General features: G+C 37.8%; 12 protein-coding genes, 1 tRNA gene and 1 other annotated feature. Of the genes, 12 read left to right on the top strand and 1 reads right to left on the bottom strand.

The annotated features are described in order from the left end of the window. Positions 1-62: 62 nt before the first annotated feature. A tRNA-Glu gene (locus Q0594_RS05295) sits at positions 63-137 on the bottom strand. A gap of 323 nt (positions 138-460) precedes the next feature. Here Q0594_RS05295 and Q0594_RS05290 point away from each other — a divergent pair. The 12 genes from Q0594_RS05290 to Q0594_RS05235 form a co-directional block, all read left to right on the top strand. Beyond that, on the top strand, positions 461-2062 hold the full coding sequence (locus Q0594_RS05290; protein ID WP_298730252.1) for an ABC transporter ATP-binding protein: 1602 nt from the start codon (positions 461-463) through the stop codon (positions 2060-2062). Positions 2063-2572: 510 nt separating this feature from the next. Continuing rightward, positions 2573-3541 carry an asparaginase gene (locus Q0594_RS05285; protein WP_298730250.1) on the top strand — a complete coding sequence of 323 codons (969 nt, stop codon included), beginning with the start codon at positions 2573-2575 and terminating at the stop codon, positions 3539-3541. A gap of 15 nt (positions 3542-3556) precedes the next feature. After that, positions 3557-4672, top strand: coding sequence for a 23S rRNA (adenine(2503)-C(2))-methyltransferase RlmN (gene rlmN, locus Q0594_RS05280; RefSeq protein ID WP_298730248.1), 1116 nt, complete (start codon positions 3557-3559; stop codon positions 4670-4672). A 240-nt stretch (positions 4673-4912) separates the two neighbouring features. Then, positions 4913-5797 (top strand): ABC transporter ATP-binding protein, encoded by an 885-nt coding sequence (locus Q0594_RS05275; RefSeq protein ID WP_298730246.1) that lies wholly within the window; start codon positions 4913-4915, stop codon positions 5795-5797. A gap of 36 nt (positions 5798-5833) precedes the next feature. Then, the gene (locus Q0594_RS05270; RefSeq protein ID WP_298730243.1) at positions 5834-7024 is read left to right on the top strand and encodes a hypothetical protein; all 1191 of its coding nucleotides are present in this window, start codon (positions 5834-5836) and stop codon (positions 7022-7024) included. Beyond that, on the top strand, positions 7021-8073 hold the full coding sequence (locus Q0594_RS05265) for a hypothetical protein (protein WP_298730241.1): 1053 nt from the start codon (positions 7021-7023) through the stop codon (positions 8071-8073). The genes Q0594_RS05270 and Q0594_RS05265 overlap by 4 nt, the downstream gene beginning before the upstream one ends. A 117-nt stretch (positions 8074-8190) precedes the next feature. Then, positions 8191-9801: an ABC transporter ATP-binding protein gene (locus tag Q0594_RS05260; protein ID WP_298730240.1), complete on the top strand. Its 1611-nt coding sequence runs from the start codon at positions 8191-8193 to the stop codon at positions 9799-9801. A gap of 349 nt (positions 9802-10150) precedes the next feature. Continuing rightward, the gene (locus tag Q0594_RS05255; RefSeq protein WP_298730238.1) at positions 10151-10933 is read left to right on the top strand and encodes a 3D domain-containing protein; all 783 of its coding nucleotides are present in this window, start codon (positions 10151-10153) and stop codon (positions 10931-10933) included. A 179-nt stretch (positions 10934-11112) separates the two neighbouring features. Continuing rightward, positions 11113-12060, top strand: a complete 948-nt coding sequence (locus Q0594_RS05250; protein ID WP_298730237.1) for a peptidylprolyl isomerase — start codon at positions 11113-11115, stop codon at positions 12058-12060. Positions 12061-12237: 177 nt separating this feature from the next. Next, positions 12238-12492 (top strand) — a binding site (T-box leader). Between the two features lie 105 nt (positions 12493-12597). Further along, on the top strand, positions 12598-13446 hold the full coding sequence (locus Q0594_RS05245) for a MetQ/NlpA family ABC transporter substrate-binding protein (RefSeq protein ID WP_298730235.1): 849 nt from the start codon (positions 12598-12600) through the stop codon (positions 13444-13446). Positions 13447-13716: 270 nt separating this feature from the next. After that, positions 13717-15180, top strand: coding sequence for an NCS2 family permease (locus Q0594_RS05240; protein ID WP_298730233.1), 1464 nt, complete (start codon positions 13717-13719; stop codon positions 15178-15180). A 129-nt stretch (positions 15181-15309) separates the two neighbouring features. Next, positions 15310-17394, top strand: a 2085-nt coding sequence (locus Q0594_RS05235; protein WP_298730230.1) for a Tex family protein, incomplete at its 3' end; no start/stop codon positions are given.

The following is a 17394-nucleotide window of genomic DNA, read 5'->3' as shown; positions in this document are numbered from 1 at the left end:
ATGACCCCCTGCTTGTAAGGCAGGTGCTCTCCCAACTGAGCTATGCGACCATAATTAATACTTGGTACGGTCTAGGGGAGTCGAACCCCTGTTGCCAGGATGAAAACCTGGAGTCCTGACCACTAGACGAAGACCGCACATCGTATCTATAAAATCTTAATATCTCACAGACAAGAGAAATTATATCATATATACTTTTAGATGTCAACACTTTTTTTCATTTTTTTATAAGGGATTTGAACGAAACGCACAAAAAGATGATGCCGCAGAAGTTTGAGAATTTTATAATCGCAGTAATAGAGATTTTTTGATAAAAATAGGGATAGATTAGGCTTTCTAAGGAAAAAATCTTGGCTAAATGCAGCTTGGAAACATTGCTAAAATTAGATATACAAAGTTTTTAACTATTTGATATAATTAATATCGTAATAGAAACTGGGCAGGAAGGGATGAAAACGATATGGGATATATGAAGATGATATTAGGTTGGTTACCAAGGAAATACCTATTATTAATAGCAATTGGTATGTCTTTAACTGCTCTAGATGGTATTATTATCCCTTCTTTTATTTCTGGATTAATTGATGTTTCGGCGACTCAAAAGGTTGAGGATTTAGTAAAAATTTCAATGATAGGTATTCTCAGCTTTTCCCTTATTCGTCTTGGATTATTTATATGGGAAGATTCGCAACAAAAAATGATAAAGCAAGTAACTCTATCCCTTAAAGAAAAAGTTATTACAGCATTCTTTTATGGAAAGTTTAATCAACAGGAAGTAGAGTCAATAGTGCTTAGTGAATTAAAACTATTAGAAGAACAAGGAATCAAGTCCATCATGGGATTTTTCTATTGTCTTGTATTTGCGTTGGTAACTTTGTTATATGTGTCCGCTATAGATTTAAAGCTGGCAGTTCTCTTTATTACGTTATCATTCTTACCAATATTAGTGCCAAAATTATTTGCGAAATCTATTCGAAAGCATTCAAAGGAATGGGCTGAAGTGAACCAATTAAGTATCTTGCAACAACAAGAATATTTAAAAAGTAAGCCGATTATTAAAAACTTTTTTGTAGAAAAAATCTTCTTGAATAAGTTGAGGGGAACATTAAATCAAACAGAAGAAGCTTATTATCAAATGAATCATGTACGATTTACATCGAAGTTATTAGCAAACTTACTTTCTGGATTAAGTTCATTTGTACCGCTAGCTATTGGGGTATATTTAGTTATTGTTGGGGACACTAAGTTAGCCACAGTTATTGCAATTTATTTGGCTAGTGATCGCATTGTTAGTCCTTTGCTAAATGCAATAGATTATTATCAGAGATTTAATTCAATCATTCCTGTAATTGAAAGAGTGGAAAAGTATACAGAGTTTGAACGGAATAATTTTGAAAGTAAATCTAGTATCAGTACAGTATTTCCAATTGAGTTACAACAGTGTAGTGTTCAAATTGATGGAATGACTATATTAAACGAAATTAATATAGAAATGAATGAGAATGATAGGATACTGATTATGGGGCCATCAGGTTCTGGAAAATCTACACTCTTGGAATTAGTATACGGACTATATGTGTCAAAAGATGGAGTTCAGAATTATAATGGAGTTCATAGACAATTAATTTCAGGAGATGACTTAAAGAAATACATTGGATTCTTTACTCAGGAATCAAGGATTTTCTACGAATCATTAAAATTTAATATCACTTTAGGGGAAGACTATTCTGATAATGAAGTTATATCTGTTCTTCAAAGAGTGGGGCTAGGTTATTTAGTGGATAGACTAGGATTGCATAATGCGGAAGTAAATCTGGATGAGTCACTTTCTGGAGGAGAGAAAGCTAGAATTTGTCTAGGCCGACTATTACTTAGAAAATACCAATTACTGCTATTAGATGAGTTTTCTTCTGCCATTGATGAGGATACAACGATGATGATTAGAGAACTTCTTATAAATGATAATATTCCATTTATAGAGATAGCGCATAGAGTTCCGAAGGATCTAAACTTATATAACAAACAGTATACTTTGGAATCGGGAAAACTAACTTTAAATTGAAATGCTTTATATGTTGAAAAAGAAATAGAATGTAAATTACGCGAAGTAGGGAAGTGTTCCGTACTTCGCGTTTTAAACTTCGAAGGTGCAAGACCATGAATTGCACCGGTATCCCATTACCGTTACTACGAAGAAACGCCTCTGGGATAAACTTTCTGACACCCAGCAGGGGTTACATCAGAATGAGTGGCACAACACTTTTTTAATTTTTAATAAGGGATTTGAATAAAATGCACAAAAGTGATACCGAAGAAACTTGCGGATTTTATAATCGCAGTAACAGGGGGTTGCATCGAATGTGAATTAGGCGGAGTAGGGACTTGTCCCGTACTCCGAGTTTGAAGCTTCGAAGGTGCAAGACCAAGGCTTGCACAGGTGCCCTGTAACAGCGATTATAAAAATAATCCGCAAGGATTCAAAGGTATCACTTTTTTGTGCGTATTTTATAGTCAGTTTTTGCGATTTTGTGGTATCCTATGTAAAGAGAAAATGAAAGAAAGTAGTAGAACTATGAAGAAAATCATCGTTATCAACACTGGTGGTACGATTGCCATGAGTGAAGATCTCTCAACGGGCAGCGTAACCCCAACAGGAACAAACCCATTAACAAACTCAGATACTCTTTTTGCACCAATCGCAAGTGTCGTTGTAGAGGACTTATTTAACTTACCATCTCCACATATGACGGAAGAAAAAATGTGGGAAGTTCAAAAGAGAATTGTCCAAGCACAAAAGGATGGTTTTGACGGAGCTGTGGTCACTCACGGAACGGATACTTTAGAAGAAACCGCGTATTTCTTAGAGTTAACAACAGATGGAACCTTCCCGATTGTATTGACCGGAGCGATGCGTTCCAGCAATGAAATCGGAGCGGACGGGCTCGCAAACTTACGCAGTGCCATTATTACGGTAACGAGTCCAGAGAGTGTGGATAAGGGCGTTCTTGTCGTGATGAACGATGAAGTCCATGCAGCAACGTATGTGACAAAAACACATACTACGAATGTTGCGACGTTCCAAACACCAACTTTTGGACCGCTTGGCTTAGTGTCAAAGAGTGAAGTTATTTACTTCCAAAAATTCTTACATCATGAATACTATCCAGTGAAAGAACTCGTGGATAAGGTATACTTATTGAAGGCGTATGCCGGTATGGATTCGACGTTATTTGATGCGGTTGCTGATGCAGATGCCAACGGATTAGTCATTGAAGCTCTTGGGGCAGGGAATCTCCCGCCAACAGCACTTCCTGGATTGCAACGTTGTTTAGATAAAGGAATTCCAGTCGTGCTTGTATCCCGTGCATTTAACGGTGTAACGTATGACGTCTATAATTATCTTGGCGGAGGCAAACAGCTTCATGAAGCAGGAGTGATTTTCACAACTGGACTTAGCGGACAAAAGGCTCGTGTAAAATTATCGGTGTTATTAAGCGCTCATGCGAATAGAGAAACAATCGTTAGAGCATTTCAAGTATAGGAAAGAGGAATAGATATGGTTAGAAAAATTGGACGAGTGCTTCGTCAATATGAAGGAAAACCGATTATTTACGGCATGCCACTAGAAGAACTTACCGCTTGGTTTGAAGCAAAAGATGAAAAGAAATTCAGAGCAGGACAACTATGGGACTGGCTTTACCGCAAACGTGTGACCAGTTTTGAAGAAATGACAAACTTGCCAAAATCACTGATTGAAGAGTTACAAGAAGAGTTCACATTCCCAGTGTTAAACGAACGTATCAAACAACAATCAACAGACGGAACACGTAAATTCCTCTTTGAATTAGCAGACGGCCTCTTAATCGAAACGGTATTAATGCCACAAGAATACGGCTTATCCATCTGTGTGACCACGCAAGTAGGGTGTAACATCGGATGTACCTTCTGTGCCAGCGGAATTATCGCAAAACAACGTGACCTTGTTGCTGGGGAAATCGTAGCGCAAGTAATGCACGTACAACGGACTTTAGACGAAGTGTCTCCTGGGGACCGTGTTAGCCATATCGTAGTCATGGGGATTGGGGAGCCGTTCGATAACTATGATAACGTGATTAAATTCTTGAAAGTGGTCAACTCTGATAAAGGTCTTGGAATCGGGGCTCGTCATATCACTGTATCTACAAGTGGTCTGGCTCCAAAAATTCGCGAGTTCGCTGACGAAGGATTACAGGTAAACCTTGCATTGTCACTTCACGCACCAGATAACGATACTCGTTCTCGTATCATGCGTATTAACCGTAAATATCCAATCGAAGTTGTGATGGATGCCATTAATGAATATATTGCTAAAACCAATCGTCGTGTAACCTTCGAGTACATCATGCTCGATCACGTGAATGATTCGGTGGAACAAGCGCAACAATTGGCGGACCTTCTTGCGGATAAGAAACGTTTGTCATATGTCAACTTAATTCCTTATAACAAAGTTCGTGAACATGACCAATACGAACGTAGTGGAAAAGAACGAGTAGTCGCTTTCTACGATGTCTTGAAGAAAAACCACATCAACTGTGTTGTTCGTAAAGAATTTGGACATGATATCGAAGCAGCCTGCGGACAATTACGTTCAAGCCAAATGAAACGTGACCGCGCTGAAAAAATAAAAGCCTAATGAAATAGATGAACCGCACCTGAATTGATATGTACCCCCTTTACTGGACAAACCAGTAAAGGGGGTATTTATTATGCGTTACTCATTTGAGTGCAAAAATCAAATAAGAGCGATAATTTTACAGGATTTTGATTGAAAAATTCAAAAGAACTCTATTTTTAAAAGGAAAATTTGCTATAATATCAATAAAGGAAGCGGTAACAGATACAAAATAAACCAATAAGGAAAGGAGGCACTCGAATGTTAGACGTTCATATTCAGAGTTTTTCATATGGAGAAAAAGAGGTTCTAAATCAGATTGACTTGCATCTTCCACCATCTCAGATTATTGGACTCGTAGCACCAAATGGTGTAGGGAAATCTACGCTTATCCAAATACTGTCTGGACACTTAAGAAATAACGGCATTTTGGTGTCTTATCAAGGGAAAAATTATACAACGGATACATTATTTATGAGACAGCATATTGTGAAGATGCCGGATCAATCTGAATTATACGATGAGTTAAATGGAATCGAACATTTGAATTTCTATGCCTCGATGTGGAAAGTAGCATCTGGAACGGTTCAAACTGTGATAGAACAGTTAAAAATGGAAGGTTATATTCATCAAAAAGTGGGCGGATATTCACTCGGGATGCGGCAACGCCTTTGTTTTGCATTGGTGCTAGTCACAAAAGCAGATTACATGCTTGTTGATGAGGTGATGAACGGATTGGATCCGGATAATGTGGAATTAATTTCTAGAGTGTTGAGACAGTTAAGAAATGAAGGGAAAACAGTTGTGATGGCTTCTCATTTACTCAACAATCTCGATTCGATTGCCGACAAGATTTATTTTATGAAAGAGAAGCGAATCGCGTTAGAATATTCACCGCAAAAGGAAGGGATTGATACGCTTCAATTGGCCTTTGTTTCAAAAGAACGTTTCGAAAAGTTTGTAGAAGAATTTCAAAGGGAAATAGAAATGATGAATAGCGAAGAAAGACAGCTGAGCATCCACCTTACGCCTGGAGAGTATTCAGAAGAAAAATGGAAGTGGATATTTGAAGACATCCATCAATTTAGTGAAATTAAGATTGGAGTAAAAAGTTGTTACGCCCTTTATAAAGAACTGTACCGATAGTACAATCGAAAGTTTAAAAAGAGAGGAGAAGATACAATGAAAACGCAAATATTGTTGATTGTTCGAAATCGATTAATGAAAATTCAGTTCATCGGTTGTGTATTGCTGATGGTTATTTTTCTTATGATGAATTTTCAACAAAAATCTTCTCTCAATGATCTTTTAAATAGTACTTTACATCAAGGGGATAAAATTCATTTGATGATAATCAATGAATATGAAGAAGAAGCAAAGAAAAGAAGTTTAACAGAAACAGAGGAAAAATGGTTAGAGGATGCTCTTGCCTATCATCGTTCAGTAGCAGCATTCCAAAAGCAAGATTATAAAACTTATATTAAAGAACAGATTCATTTTTGGGAGCTACGTCTTGAGTTACGAGATAAAGAACACTCACCCCTTCCAATTTACAATACAATTGGATTTAATCCTAGTAAGCAGGAACAGTTAGAGTATAAGAATGTTAAACAATATTTAATGGAATTTCGTTCTTTAGAGGAGAAGGGTCGCTATCAATTAGACGATATTTTACAAATGCAGAATCGAATTTTTTGGATGGAATGGACAAGATATGAAGAACCGATGCTTTATTGGTTGCCAGTTCTATTTTCAATCTTGCTACTATTTATCAGTCCCATTCTGTTAGATGATTGGAAGCATCGAAGTATATTAGCGGTGAAGCCGATTCGCGAGTGGAAATATTTATTACAAAAGATTAGTAGTTACTGGTTGGTAAACATGGCTCTTGTAATTCTTGTTTTAATTGTAGTTTTCCTAGTACAGAGCTTATCTTTTGGCTGGGACATCCTTACCTCGCCGTTACTTGTATTTCGTGGGGAAGAGGAGGTTCTCTTGCTTCCATTACAATTTATCGGGATTGCTCTACTCTTTGCAGCATGTGTGCTCCTATTCTTAATCAATCTCGTCGCATGGTGTAATCAGTTGACTAGAAATAAGATGGTAGGGTTCATCGTAGGGCTTATAGTTATTTGGGCGGAGCCTATCTTCCGTTCTATGAAAATTTATCCTTCTTTTGCAGATAAGTTGCCACTGTACTATGTGAACTTTGGAACTGTAATCCAAGGGATGAAAGATGATTTTTATGCGACAGGTACGTTTACGATTTCAAACGGATGTGCCAGCTTACTTGTGGGGGCGTTTGTGTTCTTCTTATTAACGATTGGAACTTCTTGCTGTCAAGAGCGTCTGAGACGAGGGGGTTCGGTATGAGTAGATGGGTTCAGTTAGATAGAATGCATTTAAAAAAACGAGGATTTTTCTATAAGATACCGCTTCTTATTTTAGTAGTTACAACGCTTGTCATTGGATATCATCACATTACAGGGAAACCGACCTTAAGAGATGTGATTGAGCGACAGTTTTCTCAGATAGATGATCTTAAAGAGTCGTTTGAGAATCAAATGACGATTGATGGAAATACAAAGAAAGAGATGGATGCTACTTTTCAAGCGCTCTATCAAACCTATGCACAAGAAAATGGGATTTATACAGTGAAGGGAAAAACGGAGCGGCTGATTCCGATTTATGAAAAACGATTGGAATTGGTGGAATCTCTTCTAAGTCGTGCCCCAAAAGAATGGGCGGATTCGTTAGAGAATCCTATGCAAATTAAAGCTAAACTCCAATTATTCCATTATTTAGTTGGAAAAGAGATATCCTACCCAACCTATTATCAGTATGGTGATTTTATACAGACAATTTTCCAATTTCTTGGTTACGGTATCCTTGTCTTCTTTTTCCTTGTGCAAGTAGGGGGATATTTAGAAAGAAAACAACGACATCGAACAATGCTAGAAGTAGTGCCGATTTCTAGCAAAGAAGAATTATTGACAGAGATGATCTATTCTTTGAAATACTTTTATGCTTTTCCTAGTCTGCTGGTGATTCTGTCTTTAGTGGGGTATGGAATCCTAATTCAAGAAAATGCTATTTTGTTTCCTGTATCGTATGTTGCTAATGGGGAAACAATCTTTATTTCAGTGGTTCAAGGGATTCTACTGGCGATTGGATATCCGTTGCTAGCAATTGTTGGGTTATTCATTGCACAGATGCTGCTCTTTTCTTTGATTAAAGATACGATGGTGTCGACGATTGTCCTCTTTATCCTTGGGTGTTTGAGTATTGGAGGAATTTCGTTAGGGGCTATTTTACCGAATAGTGTGTTACCAGCTCTACAACAGGGGGTACCGCTTGTGATAGGAGCTTTTGTAGGAGTGGCCTTCTCCATTTTGTTTATTGGCATAAGACTAAAAATATAAGGAAGTGAGAAATTACATTTTCTCACTTTTCTTTTATTTTCCGTCCAAAGTCCTATACACATTGGATTAAGACGATGTTAAACTAAGAGCATAATAATTTGAAGTGGAGAGATTTAGATGAAGGTGATTTTCCAAAAATTTAAAAAAGAGGTGTTCGTGACTATTGCGATTTTAACATTAATTGCGACCTCTCAATTGTTAACAAGTATTGTCAATGCAGAGATTTTAGACTATTTAGTAAAAATGGATATGAACGGTTTTATCCGCGAGACGATTCTATTAGTCGCAATTTTTGCTTTATATTTGATGTTTACCTATATGTTGATTCGCTATCAAGCTTTCTTTGAACAAAAGGTAGTTACTTGGTTACGAGATCGAATTAGTCATGCCATAAAGAATACTTCTTATGAACGTTTTTATGAGAAAAATAGTCAAACCTATATTTCTTGGTTTACAAGCGATATGGAACAAATTAGAACAAAAGCTTTTACGCCTACGGTTGAAGTCGTTGGGGGAGTCATCTCTGCTGTATTTTCTGCGGTAGCACTATTTATGTATCATTGGTCTATTGTATTATTAACAGCTTTTTGTATTGTTTTGATGGCTGTATTACCCGCATTGTTTTCTGGAGAGTTAACGACTAAAACAATGAAAACATCTGAAGAAAACGAGCATTTTTCAAAACATGTTTCGGACTTATTAAGTGGATATGATACTTTATTCGTATTTAGAAAGTTGAACTATTTGACACAAAAAATCCATGAAAGATCTGTCAAAGTTGGAGATACGCAACGAGATTTTAGTAAAACAATGGCTAAAGTTGCCGTAAGTGGTGGAATTAGTAATTTATTTTGCCAGGTTTCTGTCTTTGTTTTAACAGGATATCTAGCCTATATCGGAGAAGTAAGTATCGGTAGTATCATTGCTACAACAGGCCTTAGTGGAATCATTTTTAATGTGCTTGGAAATATCAGTCAAAAAATCGGTTCGATTAAAAGTACAGCTCCTCTATTTGAAAAATATGAACTACTTGAGTCTGCGCAAAATAATGAGAATGCGGATAAAGAAGATTCTCATACGTTAATTGAAGTATCAGATGTCTCTTTCAATTACGGAGAAAAGGTGATTTTAAATCATGTGTCTCTTGGGTTTAACGAAGGACAAAAATACGCGATTACTGGTGAAAGCGGAACAGGGAAATCAACGCTACTAAATATTATCGCTGCTAAATTAACGGAGTATTTAGGAGAAGTGAAATTTGCTGGGGTCGATGTGAAGAAACAATCCTATGATGAGTTATATCGTCAAATGGTCTATATCGCCCAAAAACCACATATCTTCACGACAACTATTCGCGAAAACGTAACGCTCACAGAAGAGTATACGGACGAAGAAGTTTGGGAATCTCTTGAAAAAGTCGGACTCGCCACCATCGTTCGAAGCTTACCACAAGGACTAGATACGGTCTTAGGCGATGGCGATTCAAATCTCTCAGGCGGGCAGTTGCAACGAATCGCCTTTGCACGTGGACTTATAAAAAAACCAAAAGTCTTCTTGCTGGATGAAGTCAGCTCCAACTTAGATGAAAAGACAACCATTGAGGTGTTAAAACCAATCTTAGAAGATAAGAGTGTGACAGTCCTATGGGTAACGCACCATCTTCCTGAAGCTTTAAAAGAAACGATCGATCAAACGATTCAAATGAGTGAGTTGAATCAAGTGAATTAAAGAAAATGAAGACCTTCCTACTGGTAAATAGGAAGGTTTTTTTTGATAAAACTTTCGATTTAATGCGATTTTTTCTTTGAAAAGAGCCTAAAATGATGTAATAAATGAAAAAAATATGACCAAGAATCTAAGAAAGTTCTACGAAAACGTTACAGAAAGATGTCGAATATTGCAGAAACATATGTTCTTGTCATTTGTTTGTAACAATAACATCAGAAAAAGTCAAAAAAATTAAGTGACCTTAACAAAGGGCATAAAATCAACACTTTCATTTTTTTTCATGGTAACATAATTGCATTCATTACGTTCGCGACTCAAAAAAATTATGCGAACGAGATTTTTGAATTCTATGAAAGAGTCAAAAGTCGGAAAGGAAAATATGAAACCAATCAAGAAACAATTGATGATGGTGACAGCATCACTTGCCCTATTTGGCTATGCAGGTTTTACAGCGAATTCAGCAAGTGCAAATGAAGTAGAATGGATAGCGCGTACTGTTGAACAAGTAAAACAAGATGTGAAAAAAGATGACAAAGGGGTACAAGAGTACACAATTAAATGGGGAGATACTTTATCAGTAATCTCTGAAGCAACAGGCGCTTCACTAGATTCACTTGTTCAAGTAAACGAGATTCAAAATGCGAACCTTATTTACCCAGGAACAGTATTACGCTTCTCAGCAGACCAAAAAGAAGTGACTGTCAATAATGGCTCTCAAGAACATTCTTACCGTGTTCAAGAAAACAAAGAGGTAAAAGAAGTAGAGAAGTCAGAAGCAACCACTTCAGCAAGCAATGAGACTGCTCAAGCAACTAAAACGACTCAAGCTGCTTCATCAAGCCAAAATGGCTACTACTTAACAGTAGAAGCAACAGCCTATTCATATAATGAAGCAGGTTTATCAAACTACACTGCTGATGGAACAAACCTTGTGAATGAACCAAATGTGATCGCGGTTGACCCAAGTGTCATTCCATTAGGATCATATGTTGAAATTCCAGGTTATGGTGTATTCCGTGCTGCAGATACTGGTGGCGCGATTTACGGAAACAGAATTGATGTTCACTTAGTGAATTTAAATGATGTCTATAACTTTGGACGTCGTACAATTACTATTCGAGTATTACAATAATTACTGAATAGAACTTAACTTAACTTTATGAGGAGTCGGGCATACAAAACTCGGCTCTTTTTTAGTCCAAGAGAAAGTTAAGAAAAGGTAAGAGTGGACTAGAAAACTAGGAAAGAGTTTAGAACTATGGTATATTAATACCATCGATTAAAAAAGAAACCAATAGGAGAGGGAATTTTATGAAGAAAAAATTCACAGGAATGTTAGTGCTAGCTTCAACTTTAGCATTAGCGGCTTGCTCAAATAATACGAATTCAGAAACAATTGCTACTACAAAATATGGTAATGTGACAAGAGAAGAGTTTGTCAATGCAATGAAAGAAACCGTTGGGGAACAAACTTTACAACGTTTAGTCTTAACAAAAGTTTTAGAAGGTTCAGTAGAAGATTCTAAAAAATTAAAAGAAGATGCTGAACAAGAAGTTGCTAAATTAGTGGCTCAATATGGTGGCGAAAGCGGAATGTTAGCCGCTTTAAAACAAAGCGGAATTGCTTCAGTAGATGCTTACCGTCAAACCATTTACTTAAACAAATTAATGACGGCTGCTGTTAAAAAAGCTGCAGCATTTACAGATGAAGATATTAAAAAATACTACGATGAGTGGGAACCACAAATCAAAGTACAACATATCTTGATTGCGGCTAAATCTACAGCTTCTGATGAAGAAAAAGCAGCTGCAAAAGCAAAAGCGGAAGAATTAATTAAAAAATTAAAAGATGGCGCTGATTTTTCTGAATTAGCGAAAGAAAACTCTGCTGATACAGGTACAGCTTCTAAAGGTGGAGAAATCGGACCATTCAAACGTTCAGATATGGTAAAAGAGTTCTCTGAAGCATCTTACAACTTGAAAAATGTAGGAGATATCACAGAAACTCCAGTTGAAACTCAATTTGGTTACCACATTATTAAGATGTTAGACAAAGGTGAGAAGAAACCATTTGATGAAGTAAAATCTCAAATGGAAGAAGAAATGCTACAAGCAAAATTAAAAGATTCTGCATACTTACATCAAACAATGGTGGATTTATTGAAAGGTGCTGACGTGAAGATTTCTGATGAAAGCTTACAAAATGCATTGAAGAACTTCTTAGATGCAGCTGATTCAACAACAACATCTTCTAAATAATTCTTATACAGCATTTGCTGATAACGAATACGAAGTTTTCCTCGAGGGGCTATTGGAAATAGCTTCTCGAGGATTTTTTTATGACCAAATTTGTGTTTTTAGTGTCTTTTCTGTTAAAAGTGTCTTTACCTCATAGATAATTGTTGACATATTATAGATTAGTTGTATAATTCAATCTATAACGCGATGAGATGGAAAGTAATCTTTGAGGCATTAGTAGAGAGCTTGGGGTTGGTGAAACCAAGTAGTGATAAGAAGATGAAAATGGCCATTGAGTGGACTTTTTGAGCTTGAGAAGTAAGGAAAGTACGGGGCGCCCGTTATAGCGACACGATTTCAAAGATGAATCAATGGAATCGATTGAGGTTTATTCAGTGATGAATGAACGAATAAAGGTGGTAACACGGTATTATTGAAATGATCGTCCTTTGTCCATTTGGGGCAGAGGATTTTTTTATTGTGTTCGATAAAATGAGGGGGAATGGGTAGACGATATAGCTTGATAAAAAAATAAATACAATTATTGGAGGAAAAACAATGAAAATCAAACACTTATTTTTAACAGCAATTGCGGCGATTACATTAGCTGCATGTGGAAGTCAAACATCAAAAGAAGAAGTAAAGCAAGCTACTACTGAAGCAGCTCAAACTGTTAAAGTTGCAGTTGTTGGGAGTGCAGCTCATGAATTATGGGATTATGTTGCTGAAAAAGCGAAGAAAGAAAACATTAATATCGAAGTTGTAGAAATGAACGACTATGTTTTGCCAAATACAGCTTTAGAAGAAGGTTCTGTTCAAATGAATGCCTTCCAACACCGTGCTTACTTAGCGCAATGGAACAAAGATAAAGGGAGTGATTTAAAAGAAATTGGGACGACTTTCATCACACCTTTATACTATTTCTCAACAAAATATAAATCATTAAAAGATTTACCTGAAAAAGCAAAAGTTCTAGTTCCAAAAGAGGTAGCGATTCAAGGTCGTGCATTAGTGGCACTGCAAACTGAGGGATTAATTACGTTGAAAGAGGGCGTGGGGACAAAGGCTTCACTAGCAGATATCACAAGCAACCCTCGTAATTTAGAAATTATTGAAGCAGAATCTGCTCAAGCTCCGCAAATGTTACAAGACGTGGATGCAGCTTCTATCAATGGTTCAATGGCTCAAGATGCTGGATTGAAGATTGAAGATAATATCTTTACAGATGCAAACCACTTAGATACGATTCCAAAAGATCGTTATAACATCATCGTTGTGAATGGAAAAGATGTAGATAACCCAGTTTACAAAAAAATCGTTGAGCTATATCAAACAGACGATGTGGCTAAAAAAATGGACGAAATTGGTCCTGGACAATATTTCCCAGTTTGGAAATCTGAAAAATAATTCATTATAGAAAGAAGTAGCTTTTTGCTGCTTCTTTTTTGTTGTCCATATAGTATAAAAACTATAAAGAAAAGTGTGAGGTGGAGTCTATCGTTCGTGAAAAATATATATATATTAATTTATTTAGGTTATTTAATGCGAAGGTTAAATAAAATAGCGAACAATTAAATAAAAAGACTTAAAATAGTTCGATGTTTATATTGTTTTTTGATTAAGTTTTCTGTATACTAAATTCATCACTCATTCTTTTGTAAAGGGGTTCGAAATTTAATGGAAAAGTTTTTTAAACTGAAAGAGAACGGCACCACTCTAGCTACCGAATTCGTGGCAGGGTTAACGACATTTTTTGCGATGTCTTACATTATTTTTGTCAATCCGAATATTCTAAGTAAAACGGGGATGCCATTCCAAGCGGTCTTCTTATCAACGATTATCGCAACAGTTGTCAGCACATTAGTGATGGGTCTTTTCGCAAACGTTCCTTACGCATTAGCACCAGGGATGGGGTTGAATGCGTTCTTTACATTTACAGTTGTATTCGGCCTTGGCTTCACTTGGCAAGAAGCGTTAGCAATGGTATTTATTTGTGGTTTATTCAACATTTTCATTACAGTCACTAAAGTTCGTAAGATGATTATAAAAGCCATTCCGGTCAGTATGCAACACGCCATCGGAGGCGGGATTGGGATTTTCATCGCATATATCGGTTTGAAAAACGCCAACCTATTAGAATTCCTTTCTGATTCAAAAACCATTACTCAAGTAAACGGCGCTGCATATAATGTCGCAACAGAAGCGTATAAAGGCGGCGTGTTCAGCGTGAACTCAAACGGTGGAATCGTTCCATCTCTTGTAAACTTCACGTCTCCAGGAGCACTTCTTGCAGTGATTGGGTTAGTGATTACGGTAGTCTTATTATTGAAAAAAGTTCGAGGGGCTATCTTGCTTGGGATTGTTTTAACGACACTTTTAGCGATTCCAATGGGAGTTGTCGATTTATCAAAAGTAAGCTTTGAAAGCAACTCACTAGGAGCAGCGTTCAATGACTTAGGTACAACATTCATGGCAGCCTTTGGTTCAGAAGGAATCTTGAAACTCTTCTCCGATCCTTCTCGCTTACCTTTAGTATTAATGACCATTTTTGCATTCAGCTTATCAGATACATTTGACACACTTGGAACCTTCATCGGTACAGGTCGTAAAACAGGTATCTTCTCGGAAGAAGACGAACGTCAACTGGAAAACGGATCTGGGTTCTCTTCTAAGATGGACAAAGCCTTATTCGCAGATGCGATAGGGACTTCTATCGGGGCTATCTTTGGTACTTCAAATACAACTACCTATGTTGAAAGTGCAGCCGGAATCGGTGCAGGTGGGCGTACTGGTTTAACAGCAGTCGTGACGGCAGGTCTCTTCCTATTATCAACACTGTTAGCACCATTTGTGGGAATCGTTCCTGCAGAAGCAACAGCGCCAGCATTAATTATCGTTGGGGTAATGATGCTTTCTTCATTCGCTGATGTGAAATGGGACGAATTGGACGAAGCCATTCCAGCGTTCTTTGCCGGAATTTTCATGGCTCTTTGCTACAGTATCTCTTACGGTATCGCAGCAGGATTCATCTTCTACTGCTTAGTGAAAGTTATTACTGGTCAATCAAAAGACATTCACCCAATTTTATGGGTCGCTACAGGATTATTCATCCTCAACTTCATTATCTTAGCTCTTTTATAAGAGTAAAAATCAGCTGATATTGAATCATTTTATTGAACTATGGCCGTAATAGGGCACCTAAGTATTTTTGCTTAGGTGCTTTTCCTTTTATTTCATGATAGGATAGAGGAGACAGAAAGGGAGTTGACTATGACAGAACAAACAACTGAAATTACTGCATACGAGCGTTCCGTAGCGCTTGTGAAGGCAGAACTCACTCAATATAAACCAAAACAAATTGATACGGTATTAGGTCTACTGCAAGATGGGAATACCGTACCGTTTATTGCACGTTATCGTAAAGATCAAACTGGTTCTTTAGATGAAGTGCAAATCCGTGAAATCGAAGAGCGCCAACGTTATTTGGAAAACTTCGAAAAACGAAAAGAAGAAATTAGTCGTCTGATTGACGAACAAGGAAAACTCACTCCAGAGATTACGGCATCTTTAAGCAAGGCGACAACTTTAACGGCATTAGAAGATATTTATCGTCCGTATAAACAAAAACGCCGCACGAAGGCAACGATTGCTAAAGAAGCAGGCTTAGAGCCGTTCGCATTATGGTTACTCATGACGACGAAGGATTCTGTAGAAGAAAAAGCGGCAACGTTTATCAATGAAGAAAAAGCGATTTTAACGGTTGAAGATGCGATTAACGGAGCCGTAGAAATTATCGCCGAATGGATTTCCGATGAAGCGAAATATCGTAAACAATTACGTCAATTTACGCAAAAGAATGGTATCGTGAAATCTGTTGTGAAGAAAGAAGAGCTCGACGAGAAGAAAGTCTACGAAATGTACTACGACTACGAAGAGCCCGTGAAATCCATCGTTCCTCACCGTGTGCTTGCTCTTAACCGTGCAGAAAAAGAAGACGTCGTCCGCGTGACGATTGAAGTCGATGTGACAAATCCTCTTACAAAGATTAAAGAAGAAAAAATTAAAAATCAGTCTTCACCATCTGCACCGATTGTCGAAGGCGCAATTGAAGAAAGTTACAAACGATTCATCGGACCAGCGATTGAACGCGAAATCCGAAATGAATTAAGTGAAAAGGCGCAAACACAAGCGATTGCCATTTTCGGAGAGAACTTGAAAAACTTATTATTACAAGCGCCGATGAAAGGCCAAGTCATCCTAGGGCTCGACCCAGCGTACCGTACTGGATGTAAATTAGCGGTAATCGATGAAACAGGAAAAGTACTTGGTAAGTCTGTGATTTACCCTCACGTAGGAGCTTCAGAAGCCAAACGTGCTCAAGCCGGCGGACAATTCCGTCACATAGTGGAACAATACGGAGTGACACTTGTGGCGATTGGAAATGGAACGGCTAGCCGTGAGTCTGAACAATTCGTGGCGGAACAATTACGACAAATCCCTCGTAAGGTTGTGTATACCATCGTCAGTGAAGCAGGTGCATCAGTATATTCTGCTAGCGATATTGCACGTCAGGAATTCCCAGATTACCAAGTCGAAGAGCGTTCAGCAGTCAGCATCGCTCGTCGCTTACAAGACCCACTAGCAGAATTGGTTAAAATCGATCCAAAAGCTGTTGGGGTTGGACAATATCAACACGACGTTCCAGAAAAACAATTAGATGAGCAGTTAGACTTTGTCGTTGAAACAGCCGTGAACAAGGTTGGGGTAAATGTAAATACGGCTAGTGCCGCTCTTCTAGAGCATATTGCCGGATTAACGAAAACCACCGCAGCAAACGTGGTCGCTTTCCGTGACGAAAACGGCAAGTTCACAAACCGTACGCAATTGAAGAAAGTACCTCGCTTAGGGCCAAAAGCTTACGAGCAAGCCGTTGGGTTCTTACGAATCATTGATGGAACGAACCCATTTGACGGTACTGATATTCACCCAGAGTCTTATGATGTTGCTAAAGCCATTTTGAAAAAAGCCAATGCTGAAAAATTAGCGCTTGGTTCACCGGAGTTAGAGGAAGCTCTTAAAGGACTGAATACGAAAGCGTTGAAAGAAGAATTTGGTATCGGACAAGAAACGTTGGAGTTAGTGTTGGATGGATTATTGAAACCAGGACGTGACCCACGTGAAGAAGTCGCAGGACCAATCTTACGTAGTGATGTCTTGAAGATGGAAGACTTACAAGTGGGAATGGAACTCGAAGGAACCGTTCGTAACGTAGTAGACTTCGGAGCATTCGTCGATATCGGTGTGAAACAAGACGGCCTTGTGCACATTTCGAAACTGAAAAAAGGCTTCGTGAAA

Origin of the sequence: uncultured Granulicatella sp. (assembly GCF_938030755.1) — a bacterium.
In the GTDB taxonomy this organism is placed as follows: Bacteria; Bacillota; Bacilli; order Lactobacillales; family Aerococcaceae; genus Granulicatella.
This window is presented reverse-complemented; position numbering and strand designations above follow the sequence as displayed.

Excerpts from the sequence above, each read along its gene's own strand:
- Q0594_RS05290 (WP_298730252.1), top strand. The coding sequence starts at position 461 with ATGGGATATATGAAGATGATATTAGGTTGGTTACCAAGGAAATACCTA.
- Q0594_RS05285 (WP_298730250.1), top strand. The coding sequence starts at position 2,573 with ATGAAGAAAATCATCGTTATCAACACTGGTGGTACGATTGCCATGAGT.
- rlmN (WP_298730248.1), top strand. The coding sequence starts at position 3,557 with ATGGTTAGAAAAATTGGACGAGTGCTTCGTCAATATGAAGGAAAACCG.
- Q0594_RS05275 (WP_298730246.1), top strand. The coding sequence starts at position 4,913 with ATGTTAGACGTTCATATTCAGAGTTTTTCATATGGAGAAAAAGAGGTT.
- Q0594_RS05270 (WP_298730243.1), top strand. The coding sequence starts at position 5,834 with ATGAAAACGCAAATATTGTTGATTGTTCGAAATCGATTAATGAAAATT.
- Q0594_RS05265 (WP_298730241.1), top strand. The coding sequence starts at position 7,021 with ATGAGTAGATGGGTTCAGTTAGATAGAATGCATTTAAAAAAACGAGGA.
- Q0594_RS05260 (WP_298730240.1), top strand. The coding sequence starts at position 8,191 with ATGAAGGTGATTTTCCAAAAATTTAAAAAAGAGGTGTTCGTGACTATT.
- Q0594_RS05255 (WP_298730238.1), top strand. The coding sequence starts at position 10,151 with ATGAAAGAGTCAAAAGTCGGAAAGGAAAATATGAAACCAATCAAGAAA.
- Q0594_RS05250 (WP_298730237.1), top strand. The coding sequence starts at position 11,113 with ATGAAGAAAAAATTCACAGGAATGTTAGTGCTAGCTTCAACTTTAGCA.
- Q0594_RS05245 (WP_298730235.1), top strand. The coding sequence starts at position 12,598 with ATGAAAATCAAACACTTATTTTTAACAGCAATTGCGGCGATTACATTA.
- Q0594_RS05240 (WP_298730233.1), top strand. The coding sequence starts at position 13,717 with ATGGAAAAGTTTTTTAAACTGAAAGAGAACGGCACCACTCTAGCTACC.